The organism is Kluyvera sichuanensis, from assembly GCF_040930405.1.
GTDB lineage: Bacteria > Pseudomonadota > Gammaproteobacteria > Enterobacterales > Enterobacteriaceae > Kluyvera > Kluyvera sichuanensis.
Genome location: NZ_CP162271.1, coordinates 1,249,944 through 1,264,885 on the forward strand (window position 1 = coordinate 1,249,944; position 14,942 = coordinate 1,264,885).

Here is a 14,942-nt window from a genome sequence, read left to right on the forward strand (position 1 = left end):
TGGGAGTATAGCAGAGCCTAAGGGCTACGTCGTTTGGGTTAGTGACGATCTTTCCATACCGTCTGCACATTACAGAACTCGCGCAGACCGAAGTGCGACAGCTCACGACCAAAGCCACTTTTCTTCACGCCGCCAAAAGCGACACGGGCATCGCTGGCGCTATAGCCATTGATAAATACCCCGCCGCACTCCAGCTCATCCGCAAAGCGCTGGGCCTGGGCCGTATCACTGGTAAAGACGGTCGCCGACAGGCCAAACTCGCTATCATTTGCCAGCGCCAGCGCGTGGTCAGCGTCACGGGCAACGGTAATTGCCGCCACCGGGCCAAACATCTCCTGACGGAAAGCGGTCATGGTCGGCGCCACGTTCGCCAGTACGGTTGCCGGATAGTAGTTGCCCTCGCTACTCAGCAGTTCGCCGCCAAGCAGCAGCGATGCGCCCTCATTGACGGTTGCCATCACCTGGTTATGCAGTTCATCGCGCAGGTCAAAACGCGCCATTGGCCCCAGATAGTTCTCTTCGTCAGTCGGCTCACCCATTTTGAGCGCCGCCGCTGCCGCAACAAACTTCTCGGTAAACTGTTCGGCGATACCCGCTTCGACGATGAAGCGTTTCGCCGCTGCACAAACCTGCCCGGTATTCTGATAGCGACCAATGACTGCCGCCTGCACCGCCATGTCGATATCAGCATCGTTCAGGACGATAAACGGATCGGAACCACCCAACTCCAGCACGCATTTTTTCAGCGCCGCACCGGCCTGAGCACCAATCGCTTTACCTGCACGCACGCTACCGGTCACGGTAACTGCCGCAATGCGCGGGTCGTTGATCATCTGCGTCACGCCGTCGTTAGTCGCGTTAACCCAGCTAAACACACCCGCCGGAACGCCAGCCTGCGCTACGATATCGCCAATCAGCGCCGCACAGCCCATCACGTTAGGCGCGTGCTTCAGAATATAGCTATTCCCCGCGAGTAAAATAGGCACAGCACCGCGCAGCACCTGCCACAGCGGGAAGTTCCACGGCATAATCGCCAGCACCGGGCCAAGCGGACGGTATTCAATCACCGCCTGGTTATTCTCAACCTGAGTCGATTCGGTGGCCAGCATCGCCGGGCCATGTTCGGCATACCAGTCGCACAGATGGGCAGATTTCGCCACTTCGCCACGCGCCTGTTTAATCGGTTTACCCATTTCACGGGTGATGCATTGCGCCATCTCTTCACCACGTTCACGCAGAACGCGGCCAATCGCACGCAGTGCGTCAGCGCGTTGCTCAATTGCCGTCTTACGCCATTGACGAAACGCGGTATCCGCCAGCGTAATGGCGATATCCACTTGCGGACCGGTTGCCCACGGCAGCGAAGCGATGGTTTCGCCGTTAGCCGGGTTAATAGAGACAGCGTGCGTTGCAGGTGAAGTCATCTTATTTCTCTCTCAATCAATTGCGTAGTGATGACAGTTTCGCCTATCCTGCCATTTATGAAAAATGAATAATATTAACCGAACCATTCACGATACGAGAATGCTATGGATTTAACCCAGCTTGAGATGTTTAACGCCGTTGCCGAGACCGGCAGCATTACCCAGGCCGCCCAGCGGGTGCATCGCGTGCCCTCTAACCTGACGACCCGCATTCGCCAGCTGGAAGCGGATCTTGGCGTTGAGCTGTTCATTCGTGAGAATCAGCGGCTGCGTCTGTCGCCCGCCGGCCATAGCTTTCTACGCTATAGCCAGCAGATCCTCTCGCTGGTTGACGAAGCCCGCATGGTGGTGGCTGGCGATGAGCCGCAGGGGCTGTTTTCTCTCGGCGCGCTGGAGAGCACTGCCGCCGTACGCATTCCCGAAACGCTGGCCCGCTATAACCAGCGTTATCCGCGCATTCAGTTTGATTTAGCCACCGGCCCATCGGGCACCATGACCGACGGTGTGCTGGAAGGTACGCTCAGCGCCGCGTTCGTCGATGGGCCGGTGATGCATCCGGGATTGGACGGTATGCCCGTCTACCCAGAGGAGATGATGATTGTCGCCGCCCACGGGCATCCGCCGATTACCCGCGCCAGTGAGGTCAACGGCGCCAGTATCTATGCGTTTCGCGCCAACTGCTCTTACCGTCGACATTTCGAAAGCTGGTTCCATGCCGACCAGGCGACGCCGGGGCGTATACATGAGATGGAGTCCTATCACGGAATGCTGGCCTGCGTGATTGCCGGGGCCGGGTTGGCATTAATGCCGCGCAGCATGCTGGAAAGCATGCCGGGGCATCATCAGGTAGAGGCATGGCCGCTGGCAGAGAAATGGCGCTGGCTGACGACCTGGCTTGTCTGGCGACGCGGGGCCATGAGCCGCCAGCTGGAAGCCTTTATTGCGCTACTGGATGAGCCAGCGGTTTCACCATAAAGACGCTGAGCGGATCCGGCTGATACGGCCCAAAAGCGTCACACACTTCATAGCCGCAGCGTTGATACAGACAGATTGCCGCATGCTGGTGAATCCCCGTCTCCAGCTGCAGCGTGCGGCAACCGCGCTGCAATGCGGCAGTTTCAAGCTCTGCCAGCAGTTTTTCTCCCAGGCGCTGACCGCGGTGCGTCGGGTTGATAAAGACCCGCTTCATCTCACCGCGCCCCGCGTCATCCAGCACAATCGCCCCGCAGCCGACGGCCTCTTCCCCTTTACGGATAACCATCACGATGAGCTGATTCTGCGGCAGCGACGCCAGATCCAGCAGATGATTACTCTCCTCGGGATAGAGCGTGCTTTGATAACGGTCAAGCTCGGCGATAAGGGCATTGACGGCGGGGTCGGTGGATTGGGTTATCGCGATCGTGTACATGGGTGCAGGGTCCTGTTTTATTGTTGTTTTTCTACTCTATCATTCGCCATCGTTTAGTCTCATAGCATTAACTTATAATTTGCCCCGGCTCTTGCGCTAACCGGTTGTTAACGAGTAGTTTTATCCACTGTTATTTGTCCCTGTACTGGAATAACCATGAACACGAAAGCCCGTAAAGTCATGATCATCGGCGCCGGTAACGTCGGCGCGTCAGCCGCCTATGCGCTGCTGAATCAGAATATTTGCGAAGAATTGATCCTGGTCGACCTGAATAAGACCCGTGCCGAAGCGCACGCGCAGGACCTCAGCGATGCCGCGGCCTATATGCCCGGTATGATGACCATCTCCTGCCGCGATGCCAGCGACTGCGCCGATGTGGATATTGCGGTCATTACCGTCTCCGGCGGCGCGCTGAAGCCCGGCCAGACGCGTCTTGATGAACTGAAAAGTACGGCCAATATTGTGCATAGCATCGTGCCGCAGATGATGGCCGGTGGCTTCAACGGTATTTTCCTGATTGCCACCAACCCCTGCGATATTATCACCTGGCAGGTGTGGCAGCTTTCCGGCCTGCCGCGCAGCCAGGTTATCGGTACCGGCGTGTGGCTCGATACCACGCGTCTGCGCCGCAAGCTGGCTCAGGATCTGGATATTGGCGCGCAAAGCATCGACGCGTTCATTCTCGGTGAGCACGGCGACAGCCAGTTCCCAGTATGGTCGCACTCGTCGGTGTACGGTTCACCTATCGAGAACGTTTATCTGCAACGTACCGGTAAAGCGCTGGATCGTGAGTCGATGGCGGATAGGGTCCGTAAGTCAGGCTTTGAGATTTACGCCGGGAAAGGCTGTACCGAGTACGGTATTGCCGGAACCATTGCCGAAATCTGCCGTAATATCTTTACCGGCAGCCACCGCGCGCTGGCGATTTCCTGCATTCTGGACGGGGAATACGGCGTTGAAGGCGTCGCCATCGGCGTTCCCGCCGTGCTGGCGCAAAGCGGCGTACAGCAGATTATTGAACTGCAGCTCGCCGCCGAGGAGCAGGAGAAGTTTGCCCGCTCGGTGGCGATTATTAAGTCGAATATTACGCTGTTACCGTAAACCGTCGCCCCGGTTAGCCCGCTATGGTTAGCCGGGGTTTGCTGTTTTCCAACGCCAGACGCGTGTCGTCGCTCAAGTGACGGTCGGTGATGATGTCGGTCAGCGAATCCAGATGCACGATATTAAACAACGACCAGGCGCCGTATTTTGAACTATCGGCTAACAGCACCCGGCGACGGGCGTTCGCAATGAGATCGCGTTTCAACGCGGCCTTCTCTTCCGTCGGCGAAGTAATACCTTTCTCTAGATCCCATCCGTTGCAGCTTAAAAATGCCAGATCGGGCCAGATATTCTGCAATAAGCGTCGCCCGTGATCGCCAATACAGGACTGGCTGCTATCGTCGATGCGGCCGCCAATAATGGTGACCTCAATTTGCTTAAACTCCGCCAGAAACAACGCAATATGCAGATCGCTGGTGATCACGCGTAGCGGCAGGTGGGTAATCTGCCGGGCCAGCTCAATCATGGTCGTACCGGCATCCAGTACGATAGCATCACCCGCTTTTACCATCGCCGCGGCGGCGCTGGCAATCGCCTGTTTTTCCTGTGGACTACGCTGCGATTTTTCAACCGTGGTGGGCTGGATAGGAATAAACCGGTTAAGCGTAACGCCGCCGTGCGTTCGGCTGATGACCCCTTCCTGATCGAGTTTAATCAGGTCGCGGCGAATCGTGGCGGGTGACGCATTCGTCGCCGCGACCAGTTGGTCGACTGTGACCAGATTATGGCTTTTGAGAAAGTCCATAATCTGCTCTAACCGGTTATATCCCTTCATGTTATTCCTGTGCTATTTGCATGGCGAGCGCAATGGAGGTTGCCATGCTCTCAGACTTAGCTTTACCTGTCCAGGCAATATCAAACGCGGTGCCGTGATCGGCCGAAGTACGAATAAACGGTAGCCCGGCGGTGATGTTCACCCCATCATAAAAGCCTAACAGCTTCAGCGGAATATGCCCCTGATCGTGGTACATCGCCACCACCATGTCATATAGCCCTTCGTGACACTGCATAAAGACCGTATCCGGTGGACATGGCCCGGTTACCTGGATGCCCTGCGCCTGCATTACGTTAACGGCCGGGCCAATGATGCGAATCTCTTCATCGCCGAACAGTCCGTTCTCCCCAGCATGTGGATTGACGCCCGCAACGGCGATACGCGGCTGGCGGTAACCCACCCGCCGCAGGAAGCGGTCAGCAATACCAATCACCGTCTCAACACGCTGCTGGCTTAGGTTATCCAGGAATTTACGCAGCGCCACATGGGTAGAAATATGGATGACTTTAAGCTTATCGGTATAGAGCACCATGGCGTAATCTTTAGTGTGCGTCAGATGCGCCAGCATTTCAGTATGCCCCGGGAAATCATGCCCCCCCAGATGCAGCGCCTCCTTGTTAAGCGGCGCGGTGGCAATCGCGAAAACCTCACCGGCCATCGCCAGTTCCGTAGCGCGTTTGATACAACGATAGGCCAGGTCCCCGGCCTGTTCCTGTACCAGACCCGGTTTAAGCGCCTGTGGGTTAGCCAGCGGTTCATTGATAACGTTGATTGTGCCTGGAGTAAACTGCGCCTGTGAAGGACGTTCAATCACCAGCAACTCGGCGTGCGGCGTGATCCCCAATGCCAGTATGCGACGAAAGGTCTCAACGCATCCCACCACCACCACCGGCGCACCGTTCAAATCCCCTTCCGTTAGCGATTTAATAATGATCTCCGGGCCAATGCCCGCCGGGTCGCCCATCGTTACTGCAATGATGTTAGTCACTCATTTTCTCCTCAATAGAATCTACGACTTCACGCAGCGTGGTTTCGCTGCCGAACCCGCCTGCTTTGGTCATTACCGGACGTTGCCAGTGGCTGCCAAGAAAATGGCCGTACGGCACGCACTGCGCCACACGGCCTGTAATTTGAAACCCGGTCGCATTAAGCACGGTTGCCACCGCGATAGCGACATCGCCACCGGACAGATACAGCGCGCCGGGTTGGCTGCTGTGCAGCGCCGCTTTCACCAACTGCGCCAGGTGACGGCAGACCCGTTCGCCAAGTTCGGCGCGCGTGACGCCACGCACCCGGCACTGTTCGCTAATACGCTCCCGCGTTTGGGCATCCACCGTGGTTGTCACCACGCAGTGCAGGCCGCGTTGAATCACCTCAGCGATCCGCTGCGCATCGCTTGTCGTGTCGCCGGTGAATGCCTGCTCAACATCGATGGTTATCTGCCGCACTCGAGGGTGCCCATGCAGCACGGCAATTTGCTGCTGAGCGATTTCACTCATCGACCCCACTACGGCCAACAGCGGCCCATGCTGGTGATGGGCAAGATGGCGAGCCAGCGCGTCACACACGCCGCCAGAACCCACCAGCAGAACACGGCGTTGGCGACGGGCAATCCCGGCAATAATGGCATCGAGGTCCGCATCGGTTTGCGCATCAACGATCGCTATCTCCCCCGAAGTCACGCTATGACGCAGCGTGGTATCCAGTTCGGTGAGAGCGATAGCGCGACATGGCAGCGGGCTTTGCTGCGTAATCAGAGTGGCAATATCGGCATGAGTGACGGGGGTTTTCGGGTCGCTGGCAAACTCTGTCTCCGTAAGCAGTACACCGTTTACATAACAACGCCCCCCTTGTGTCACTCGCCCTGCCGATGGATACGCTGGGGCAACGATGGCAAGTGAACACGCCAGCGCCTGCATCATGGTTTCAATCTCCGCCCCCACGTTACCGCGTAAGGTAGAGTCGATTTTCTTGACCGCCCAGCGCGGCGCAACCAACCCCTCCCTCTTTTGCAGCAACGCGCTAACCCGGCGTACCGCCTCGATTTTTGTCAGCGCCCGACTGTCGCTATTAAGGATCAGCGCCTGCGCATCTCCCTGGTAATGCTCATCAAACGCAACATCAACCCGCATACCGGTTTCCGCCAGGCTGACCCCAGCATCGTTGGCGCCGGTAAAGTCGTCCGCCAGGACCAGTACCTTGTTATCGCAGAGCTGCATGGTTTTCCCTTTTTGCATCGTTGAATTTCTGATTTGATTATATTCAATCACATTTGATTAAGTGTGAGCAACTTCAAGTTATTAAACCGCGGGATAAATTATAAATTCTCGCCATGTTGTTATCAGCGTTGATATCAGATTGATTGATTTCAATCACACACAGGAGAAGAGAGTGGCTACCATAAACAGTACGCTTATCAGCGGAGCCGGGGCGTTCAGCGCCCTGACCTCGTTATTGCCAGAAATGAAAAAGGTATTGCTGGTCACCGATAGCAACGTCGGAAAACTGCCCGCCACGACGGCGATCCACGCGCTCCTTACGGCGAACGGCAAAGAAGTGCAGATCATTGATACCGTACCGGCTGAGCCAACCCAGCACGATATGGCGCAGATCCTTACTGTTGCCAGCGCCTGGCAACCCGAACTGGTGGCAGGCATTGGCGGTGGCAGCGTGCTGGACGTGACCAAGTTGCTGTCGGTGCTTTTACACCCACAGTCTCCCGGCCTGAATGCACTGCTGAACGGCGAAAAACCAGCGCATAAGCTCCCGTCATTATTGATTCCCGCGACGGCTGGCACCGGCTCGGAAGCGACGCCCAACGCCATTCTTGCGATCCCTGAGCAAAACACCAAAGTCGGTATTATCTCCCCGGTGCTGCTGCCTGATTATGTGGCGCTATTGCCGGAGTTAACCACCAGCATGCCGGCGCATATTGCCGCATCGACGGGGATTGATGCGCTGTGCCATTTACTGGAATGCTTTACCGCCACGGTGGCGAACCCGGTGAGCGATAACGCCGCGCTTATTGGTCTGCACAAACTGGTTCGTCATATCGACATCTCGGTACAGCAGCCCGATAACTTAGCCGCCAGGCTCGAGATGCTCTGGGCGTCATATTACGGCGGCGTGGCGATAAACCATGCGGGAACGCATCTGGTTCATGCCCTTTCCTACCCGCTTGGTGGAACCTGGCATCTGCCGCACGGCGTGGCGAACGCGATTCTGCTGGCCCCTTGCATGGCTGTGGTTCGCCCTCACGCCGAGGCAAAATTCGCGCAGGTCTGGGATCTGATCCCCGATGCGGATCGTTCATTAAGCACGGAAGAGAAATCCTATGCGCTGGTTGACTGGCTGGCGGCATTAGTCAAACGACTGGCGCTTCCCGATAGCCTGCTCGCCCTTGGCGTGCCTCCAGAGAGTATTGATTCTCTGAGCGAAGCGGCACTCAACGTGAAGCGCCTGCTCAATAACGCCCCCTGCCACGTCAGCAAGGACGATGTTCAGGCCATCTATCGCACGCTCTTTCCGGCGTGCTAATCCCAAACAAGGAATCCATTATGAGTCACTCTATCACCGGCGTATTAACCGCCATCGTCACCCCTTTCGATAACGACGGCGCGCTGAATATTCCCGAGCTCAAACGTCAGGTCAATCGGCAGATTGAGGCTGGGAACGGCATTTTCTGCGGCGGTACCAACGGCGAATTTTTTGTGCTCAATGAAGATGAGAAAGTCGCGGTGGCGAGTGCCTGCGTCGAGGCCGCCGCAGGACGCGTGCCGGTTGTTGCACATATTGGCGAAGTCTCCACGCGGGAAACTATCCGTCTCGGTCAGCGCATTGCCCAACTGGGCGTGGATGCCGTCTCGGTTATTACCCCGTGGTTTGTTCCCCTGAAACAGGGCGAACTGGTTGCGCACTATAGCGCCATCGCCGACGCCCTGAGCGTTCCGATGTTCCTCTACAACATTCCCGCTCGCACCGGCAACACCATTGAGCCGCAGACGGCACGCCAGTTAGCGCAGCACCCGAACATCATTGGTCTTAAGGACAGCGCGGGAAGCTACGAGAGCCTGAAGGGTTTCCTTGACGCCGTGCGCGATATCCCGAATTTCTCGATATTGAATGGCCCGGATTCGCTGATTCATCAGGGCTATGTAGACGGCTGCTCTGCCTGTATTTCCGGCCTGGCCAACGTCGCGGCAAAAGAGATTAACGCTATCTGGTCCCGTTTCCAGGCGGGCGATATTGAAGGCTCACGGCAGGCTCAGGAAAAGGTTACCGTCCTGCGCACCGAACTCTACAAAATCGCGTTCTCACCTGCAGTGGTGAAAAAAACGCTGCAGCTTAACGGCCACAACGTCGGAGATAGTCGCTACGCGGTCGCGTTTACTCCGGCCCAGCAGCAGCAAATACAAGAACTCGGCGCGCCATACTGTTAATCCTGTGCACGTTATTCCTATTTACAGATGCCGATAATTAATGGTTTCACCGAATGACATGGTTGGGAACGGCATTCCCAACCAGAAATAACAGAAAGATTCAAACGCAATGACGCGTTAAATAAATGCATGCTGAAGATATTATTGTCACTCACTGGTCAGATCGTTTATTGATAATTGTTATTATTTGGAAGCGCTATTTATACGTTCTCAGTCTGCAGTATTTTAATAAATAACGGGTTGCTTACTGGCACCCTACCATTCTGCGAAAGGGCTTTGTCAATGTTTATATGGCTGTTCGATCCCGATATATGGTTAACGTTAGTCACGCTAACGTTTCTGGAGATTATTCTCGGGGTCGATAATATTATATTTCTTTCACTGGTTGTGGCAAAACTACCGGTAGCGCAGCAGAATATGGCGCGAAAACTGGGGCTTGGCGGCGCGATGATAATGCGGATTCTGTTGCTTATCTCCATCGCCTGGTTAGCGCATATCACCGCCCCCCTGTTGACTATCGGGCACTTCCCGGTCTCGCTGCGCACGCTGATTCTCTTCGCTGGCGGCCTGTTCTTGATCTACAAGTCGCTCCAGGAGATCCTGGCTGAAATCCGGCAGGAGCAAGAGCTGCATAACGACGATAAACGTCAACTCTCCCTGACGGGCGCGATTGTCCAGATTATGTTATTGGATATCGTGTTCAGTCTTGACTCAGTGATTACCGCCGTGGGGTTATCGCAGCATATCTTTATTATGGTGGCGGCCGTGGTGATTGCGGTCGGCGTGATGATGTTTGCCGCTAAAGCTATCGGTGATTTCGTCAATAACACGCCTTCAATAAAAATACTGGCACTCACCTTCCTGCTGTTCGTCGGTGTGTTACTCGTGGCCGACAGCGTCAATATTCATATTGCTAAAGGCTACCTCTATTTCGCCATATTCTTCTCTCTGACAGTAGAAATTATCAATATTGTACGGAATCGGCGACTCAGTAAAACAACAAACTCTCATAAAGCGTTTAAGACCTTAGAACTGAATAAATAAAACCCTGAATAATAAAATGGAGTCTGATTATGTCTGTAACCCTTATTCGTGACGGTATTATTCGTCATGACCGTCACGACACGCAGGTTGCCACTGCCATGCTGCCGTCGACCTGCCCACAAAACCATGCCGCTAATCTATTACCCCTGCCGGACGGCGCGCTGATGTGCGTATGGTTCGGCGGCACCCAGGAGGGCGTAGCCGATATCTCCGTCTGGGGATCGCGGCTGGCGCCCGGCAGCGAGCAATGGAGCGAGGCCGTGAAACTGTCTCACGACGGCACCCGATCTGAGCAAAACCCGGTGCTATTTCTGGACCCGGACAACGTGCTGTGGCTGCTGTGGACCGCACAGATCTCCGGCAATCAGGATACCGCGATTGTCCGTTACCGCCAGTCGTACGATCTCGGGATCAGTTGGGGAGAAACTGCCACGCTGCTTGACCAACCGGGAACGTTCATCCGCCAGCCAATCGTAGTACTGGAGAACGGCCATTGGCTGCTGCCCGTATTTTACTGCCGCACTCAGCCGGGAGAAAAATGGGTCGGTAATGATGATATCAGCGCGGTGAAGATTTCCGCCGATAAGGGGAAAACCTGGGGGGATGTCATTGTTCCCCGGAGCCTGGGATGCGTGCATATGAATATCACCCCGCTCTCTAATGGCACGCTGCTGGCGCTGTTTCGCAGCCGCTGGGCCGATCATATCTATGCCAGTCACTCCACGGATGGCGGTGAAAGCTGGTCCATCCCCGAGGCGACCAATCTGCCGAATAACAACTCCTCTATTCAGGTGACAACGCTCGCCAACGGCGAACTGGCGCTGGTCTTTAACGCCATGAGCGCCGCCGGTGCGCTGGAACGCCGGGCCTCGCTGTACGACGAAATCGACGATGGTGATAACAGCCGTAAAGAGCCGCAGCCCACGGGCGGCAAAAGCGCCTTCTGGGGAGCGCCACGCGCGCCGATGACCATTGCCATCTCTGATGACGGCGGTAAAACCTGGCCGTGGCAGCGCAATCTGGATGAAGGCGACGGCTACTGCATGACCAACAATTCGCTGGATAAACGCAACCGTGAGTTCTCCTATCCCAGCATCAAACAGAGCCCGGATGGCACCCTACATATTGCCTACACCTGGTACCGCCAGGCGATTAAGTACGTCCGCACGACCCCTGAATGGATAAAAGGAGCCGCACAATGATTATCGGCAATCTCAACGCGCTGGCGATGGCCGGGCTCCCTCTCGCCATTCGGCAATTACTTTCCCGTTCCGACTGCTCGCTCGAGGCTTTGATCGCGCGGGAAGATGGGCGATGGCAGCCGGTAAACGGCTCATGGTTTTGCACCATCGGTAACGCGCAGACGCAATCCGCCGACCAACGTCACACGGAGTATCACCGGGAGTGGGCCGATATACAGGTGATGCTGTCGGGGCGCGAGTTAATTCACGCTAGCGTGCAGGATGTCGGGAAGCTTGACGATGAAGAGCGCAAACCGGACCTGTTTATCACCCACAGCGCTACGCCAGGCGTCGCCATTACGCTGCAAACGGGAGATTTCGCTCTTTTTATGCCGGGAGAACCGCACCAGGCACTTTGTCTGGTCGATTCACCTGCCACCGTGCGAAAGGCCGTCTTTAAAGTCCCTCGCGACATGCTGGATGCCTAAAAAGGAGCTAAAAAATGACCACGGAAATGATTCTGTCGCTTGGAATACTCATCCTGATGATCGTGCTGATCATGACGGACAAACTTCCTTTTGGCGCGCCGCCTTTACTTGCCTGCCTGCTGTTAGTCGTCTGCAAGGTTTCCACCATTCAACAAGCCTTTGCCGGGTTTGTGAATTCCACCGTCATTATGCTGGCGGGTTTTATGGTCGTGATGGCAGGATTACAAAAAACCCGGCTGATTAGCAGTATCAAAACGGCAATGATGGTGCATCTCAACCGGGGCGGCTATAAAAGCTATATTCTGCTGCTGATGATCGTCATGCTTGGCGCAAGCCTGGCGGGTACTGGGGCGACGGGGTATTACGTCCTGATTCTCTCGCTTATCGCCTCACTGCCTTATAGCCAAAAGCTCCCCACCTCGAAACTGGTGATGCCGTTAGGCTTTGCGACTAACCACCCGCTGATCCCGATCAACGTCGCGCTGCTTTTCGGCGTCACCGTCTCCGTACTGCAGGCGTCGGGAATTAACCAGGAAATTTCGATGATGAAATTCGCCCTGGTGAACCTGGTGATGTCCGCAGCCTATTTTGCCTGGAGCCTGATTGCATACCGATTTTTGCCCAATCATCCGATTGCCGACGCGGCAGATGAAAGTGCAGCGGCGCTGGAAGATGAGGCATCGACCCTCCCCGCATGGAAAGAGAAATGCACCGTGGGGGCGTTCTTCTTCAGCGTAATTGGCATGATGCTGATGAGCACCTTGGGTGATATTGCCTATATTGCACCCGGCTTAGCAGGCGCGTTTCTGCTCTTTATTGGCGTACTCGACTTTAAAGAGGTCCGTGACCACATGGGCGCGCCGGTGATCATCATGACCGCCTGCGTCATTGGGGTCGCCGATGCGCTTGCCGGTACCGGGGTGACGGCGATGATTGGTAATGCCGTTGCTGGCGTGCTGGGCACCAGCGTTTCGCCATTCATTTTCATTCTTATCCTGGCCTTGCTGACCAGCACCTGCGCGACCTTTACCGGGTCAACCATCGGCTCGATTTTTATCTTTGGGCCCATCGGCATCGCGGCCTGCACCGGGCTAGGGCTAAACCCAACGGCGGCGGCCATTGCGATCACGATATCCGGCTGGAACGGTGGCTATATGCCGATTGACGGTATGCCAGCCATGATAATGGGCATGGGGAAATATAAAATGTCGGAGTTTTGGCTCTTCACGATTCCGATGTACCTGATTCGCATTCTGGCGCTGTGCGCGGGCGCCATCTTTATCTTCCCGGTATAGCGATTTAGTGAAGCAAGAGCCCGGTGCATTGCACCCATTTAGTGGGACTCTCAAATCAGAGAGTCCCATATCCAGACGTAATTAGGGTTGCTGCCTATAACGAGAACTTGATGTATAGCGTTTGCTATACATCGTCATTGTGCTACTCTGTAAAGCAAATGCTATACGGAGGTGTTTCATGAAATCAGATGTTCAACTCAACCTTAGGGCCAAAGAATCCCAGCGAGCACTTATTGATGCTGCTGCGGATATCCTTCACAAATCACGTACAGATTTCATTCTGGAAATGGCCTGTAAGGCTGCCGAAGATGTTATTCTCGACCGCCGCGTCTTCAATTTTAACGATGAGCAATACGCAGAGTTCATCGATATGATTGATGCACCGGTCACCGCTGATCCCGTTATCGAAAAACTGCTGGCAAGGAAACCGCAGTGGGACGTGTAACAGCACCAGAACCTTTATCCACCTTTCACCAGACCGCAGAGTTTGTCAGCGGTGAAGCCGTGCTTGATGACTGGTTAAAGCAAAGGGGCGTCAAAAATCAGGCTCTCGGAGCGGCCAGAACGTTTGTGGTTTGTAAGAAGGATACGAAACAAATAGCCGGCTTTTATTCTCTGGCCACCGGGAGCGTCAACCATACAGAAGCGACAGGCAGCCTTCGGCGTAACATGCCAGATCCCATTCCTGTCATTATACTTGCCCGTCTGGCTGTCGATGTCTCGTTCCGTGGAAATGGGCTTGGTGCTGATTTACTGCATGACGCAGTGCTTCGTTGCTATCGGGTAGCCGAGAATATTGGTGTTCGTGCAATTATGGTTCACGCGCTTACGGAAGAAGCCAAAAACTTCTATATTCATCATGGCTTCAAACCATCACAAACTCAGCAGCGGACATTGTTCCTGAAACTTCCTCAATAGGAGGTGAAGACCAATGAGGCTAGCTTAATCCAGCAGCACTTTCCCTTGTAAATAAGTTCTCGCCACCCCGCTCATCAATACCCGCTCACCCACCCATTCACAGCGTACATCCCCACCGCGCGCGGATACCTGACGCGCCAGCATTCGGGTTTTACCGAGCTTTTCGCCCCAGTACGGAATTAACATGGTGTGTGCGGAGCCGGTGACCGGGTCTTCCCATACCGCTTCACCCGGTGAGAAGAAGCGGCTAACAAAATCATAATCACCGTCGCCCGCAGCGGTGACGGACACTTTATGTTCACCGGGGATCATGGCGCTGATATTGGGTTTCAGCGCTTCAACCTGCTGCCGGTTTTCCAGCTCAATCACCCAGGCGCGGCCTTTGCGGGCATTCAGGTAGTGGGTAATACCCAGCGCATGCAGCATGTCCGCAGGAGGCGTGGCGTTCTGGGTGGCACCAGCAGGGAAATCCAGCGTGAGCCATTCGTCGCGGCGCGAGACGGTTAAGCGGCCGGACAAGGTGTCGAAATGGACGCGTTCATCAGGGTAATGAAGGTGCTGAAACACCACGTGAGCGCTGGCAAGCGTCGCGTGGCCACAGAGGTTAACTTCATTTTGGGTGGTAAACCAGCGCAGGGCAAAACCACCGTGCTGCTTAACAATAAACGCCGTTTCCGATTGATTATGCTGACGGGCCATTTTCAACAACGTCTCATCGGGCAACCAGTCGTCAAGCAGACAAACCGCCGCCGCGTTACCACCGAAAGCATGGTCGCTGAAGGCATCAACCATATAAAAATCAATCTCGTGCATGCGGATCCCCTGAATCATATGTGCGAGATAGCAAACTGACATAAAAAATGAATACC

The 14,942-nt window shown here is 55.3% G+C and carries 16 protein-coding genes; 10 read left to right on the forward strand and 6 right to left on the reverse strand.

The window, feature by feature from the left end; translation table 11 throughout:
* Nucleotides 1-38 precede the first annotated feature (38 nt).
* Nucleotides 39-1,424, reverse strand: a complete 1,386-nt coding sequence (sad, locus tag AB2B48_RS06205) for a succinate-semialdehyde dehydrogenase (protein ID WP_368301145.1) — start codon at nt 1,422-1,424, stop codon at nt 39-41.
* A gap of 105 nt (nt 1,425-1,529) precedes the next feature.
* Between sad and AB2B48_RS06210 the strand changes: the two genes are divergently transcribed.
* On the forward strand, nt 1,530-2,399 hold the full coding sequence (locus tag AB2B48_RS06210) for a putrescine utilization regulator PtrR (protein ID WP_185669030.1): 870 nt from the start codon (nt 1,530-1,532) through the stop codon (nt 2,397-2,399).
* On the opposite strand, the gene AB2B48_RS06215 is transcribed toward AB2B48_RS06210, so the two are convergent.
* Nucleotides 2,362-2,832, reverse strand: coding sequence for a GNAT family N-acetyltransferase (locus AB2B48_RS06215; protein ID WP_368301147.1), 471 nt, complete (start codon nt 2,830-2,832; stop codon nt 2,362-2,364). The genes AB2B48_RS06210 and AB2B48_RS06215 overlap by 38 nt on opposite strands.
* 156 nt (nt 2,833-2,988) lie before the next feature.
* Here AB2B48_RS06215 and AB2B48_RS06220 point away from each other — a divergent pair, with 156 nt between their 5' ends.
* Nucleotides 2,989-3,933, forward strand: coding sequence for an L-lactate dehydrogenase (locus AB2B48_RS06220; RefSeq protein WP_368301149.1), 945 nt, complete (start codon nt 2,989-2,991; stop codon nt 3,931-3,933).
* Between the two features lie 13 nt (nt 3,934-3,946).
* Here AB2B48_RS06220 and AB2B48_RS06225 read toward each other — a convergent pair whose 3' ends face one another.
* The 3 genes from AB2B48_RS06225 to AB2B48_RS06235 are packed head-to-tail and all read right to left on the reverse strand — an operon-like array spanning nt 3,947 to nt 6,927.
* A complete protein-coding gene (locus AB2B48_RS06225) occupies nt 3,947-4,708 on the reverse strand; it encodes a DeoR/GlpR family DNA-binding transcription regulator (RefSeq protein ID WP_220440164.1) in 762 nt (253 codons plus the stop codon).
* A gap of 1 nt (nt 4,709) precedes the next feature.
* A complete protein-coding gene (locus AB2B48_RS06230; protein WP_368301150.1) occupies nt 4,710-5,696 on the reverse strand; it encodes a D-threonate 4-phosphate dehydrogenase in 987 nt (328 codons plus the stop codon).
* On the reverse strand, nt 5,689-6,927 hold the full coding sequence (locus AB2B48_RS06235; RefSeq protein WP_368301922.1) for a D-threonate kinase: 1,239 nt from the start codon (nt 6,925-6,927) through the stop codon (nt 5,689-5,691). The genes AB2B48_RS06230 and AB2B48_RS06235 overlap by 8 nt, the downstream gene beginning before the upstream one ends.
* Nucleotides 6,928-7,099: 172 nt before the next feature.
* Between AB2B48_RS06235 and AB2B48_RS06240 the strand changes: the two genes are divergently transcribed.
* The 8 genes from AB2B48_RS06240 (at nt 7,100) to AB2B48_RS06275 (ending at nt 14,073) form a co-directional block, all read left to right on the forward strand.
* Nucleotides 7,100-8,245 carry an iron-containing alcohol dehydrogenase gene (locus tag AB2B48_RS06240; protein WP_368301152.1) on the forward strand — a complete coding sequence of 382 codons (1,146 nt, stop codon included), beginning with the start codon at nt 7,100-7,102 and terminating at the stop codon, nt 8,243-8,245.
* 20 nt (nt 8,246-8,265) lie between these two features.
* The gene (locus tag AB2B48_RS06245) at nt 8,266-9,147 is read left to right on the forward strand and encodes a dihydrodipicolinate synthase family protein (protein WP_368301153.1); all 882 of its coding nucleotides are present in this window, start codon (nt 8,266-8,268) and stop codon (nt 9,145-9,147) included.
* Between the two features lie 282 nt (nt 9,148-9,429).
* Nucleotides 9,430-10,191, forward strand: a complete 762-nt coding sequence (locus tag AB2B48_RS06250; protein ID WP_368301155.1) for a TerC family protein — start codon at nt 9,430-9,432, stop codon at nt 10,189-10,191.
* 29 nt (nt 10,192-10,220) lie between these two features.
* Nucleotides 10,221-11,393, forward strand: a complete 1,173-nt coding sequence (locus AB2B48_RS06255) for a sialidase family protein (RefSeq protein ID WP_368301157.1) — start codon at nt 10,221-10,223, stop codon at nt 11,391-11,393.
* Nucleotides 11,390-11,860: a YhcH/YjgK/YiaL family protein gene (locus AB2B48_RS06260; protein ID WP_368301159.1), complete on the forward strand. Its 471-nt coding sequence runs from the start codon at nt 11,390-11,392 to the stop codon at nt 11,858-11,860. The genes AB2B48_RS06255 and AB2B48_RS06260 overlap by 4 nt, the downstream gene beginning before the upstream one ends.
* 14 nt (nt 11,861-11,874) lie before the next feature.
* Nucleotides 11,875-13,155 carry an SLC13 family permease gene (locus tag AB2B48_RS06265; protein ID WP_333010688.1) on the forward strand — a complete coding sequence of 427 codons (1,281 nt, stop codon included), beginning with the start codon at nt 11,875-11,877 and terminating at the stop codon, nt 13,153-13,155.
* A gap of 178 nt (nt 13,156-13,333) precedes the next feature.
* On the forward strand, nt 13,334-13,600 hold the full coding sequence (locus tag AB2B48_RS06270; protein WP_368301161.1) for a DUF1778 domain-containing protein: 267 nt from the start codon (nt 13,334-13,336) through the stop codon (nt 13,598-13,600).
* Complete coding sequence (locus tag AB2B48_RS06275; protein ID WP_368301162.1) at nt 13,588-14,073, forward strand: GNAT family N-acetyltransferase; 486 nt, start codon at nt 13,588-13,590, stop codon at nt 14,071-14,073. The genes AB2B48_RS06270 and AB2B48_RS06275 overlap by 13 nt, the downstream gene beginning before the upstream one ends.
* 24 nt (nt 14,074-14,097) lie before the next feature.
* Here the strand turns inward: AB2B48_RS06275 and AB2B48_RS06280 are convergent, their stop codons facing one another.
* Complete coding sequence (locus AB2B48_RS06280) at nt 14,098-14,886, reverse strand: PhzF family phenazine biosynthesis protein (RefSeq protein ID WP_368301164.1); 789 nt, start codon at nt 14,884-14,886, stop codon at nt 14,098-14,100.
* Nucleotides 14,887-14,942 lie beyond the last annotated feature (56 nt).

Excerpts from the sequence above, each read along its gene's own strand:
- AB2B48_RS06280 (WP_368301164.1), bottom strand. The coding sequence starts at position 14,886 with ATGCACGAGATTGATTTTTATATGGTTGATGCCTTCAGCGACCATGCT.
- sad (WP_368301145.1), bottom strand. The coding sequence starts at position 1,424 with ATGACTTCACCTGCAACGCACGCTGTCTCTATTAACCCGGCTAACGGC.
- AB2B48_RS06245 (WP_368301153.1), top strand. The coding sequence starts at position 8,266 with ATGAGTCACTCTATCACCGGCGTATTAACCGCCATCGTCACCCCTTTC.
- AB2B48_RS06255 (WP_368301157.1), top strand. The coding sequence starts at position 10,221 with ATGTCTGTAACCCTTATTCGTGACGGTATTATTCGTCATGACCGTCAC.
- AB2B48_RS06225 (WP_220440164.1), bottom strand. The coding sequence starts at position 4,708 with ATGAAGGGATATAACCGGTTAGAGCAGATTATGGACTTTCTCAAAAGC.
- AB2B48_RS06260 (WP_368301159.1), top strand. The coding sequence starts at position 11,390 with ATGATTATCGGCAATCTCAACGCGCTGGCGATGGCCGGGCTCCCTCTC.
- AB2B48_RS06250 (WP_368301155.1), top strand. The coding sequence starts at position 9,430 with ATGTTTATATGGCTGTTCGATCCCGATATATGGTTAACGTTAGTCACG.
- AB2B48_RS06210 (WP_185669030.1), top strand. The coding sequence starts at position 1,530 with ATGGATTTAACCCAGCTTGAGATGTTTAACGCCGTTGCCGAGACCGGC.
- AB2B48_RS06235 (WP_368301922.1), bottom strand. The coding sequence starts at position 6,927 with ATGCAGCTCTGCGATAACAAGGTACTGGTCCTGGCGGACGACTTTACC.
- AB2B48_RS06265 (WP_333010688.1), top strand. The coding sequence starts at position 11,875 with ATGACCACGGAAATGATTCTGTCGCTTGGAATACTCATCCTGATGATC.
- AB2B48_RS06270 (WP_368301161.1), top strand. The coding sequence starts at position 13,334 with ATGAAATCAGATGTTCAACTCAACCTTAGGGCCAAAGAATCCCAGCGA.
- AB2B48_RS06220 (WP_368301149.1), top strand. The coding sequence starts at position 2,989 with ATGAACACGAAAGCCCGTAAAGTCATGATCATCGGCGCCGGTAACGTC.
- AB2B48_RS06215 (WP_368301147.1), bottom strand. The coding sequence starts at position 2,832 with ATGTACACGATCGCGATAACCCAATCCACCGACCCCGCCGTCAATGCC.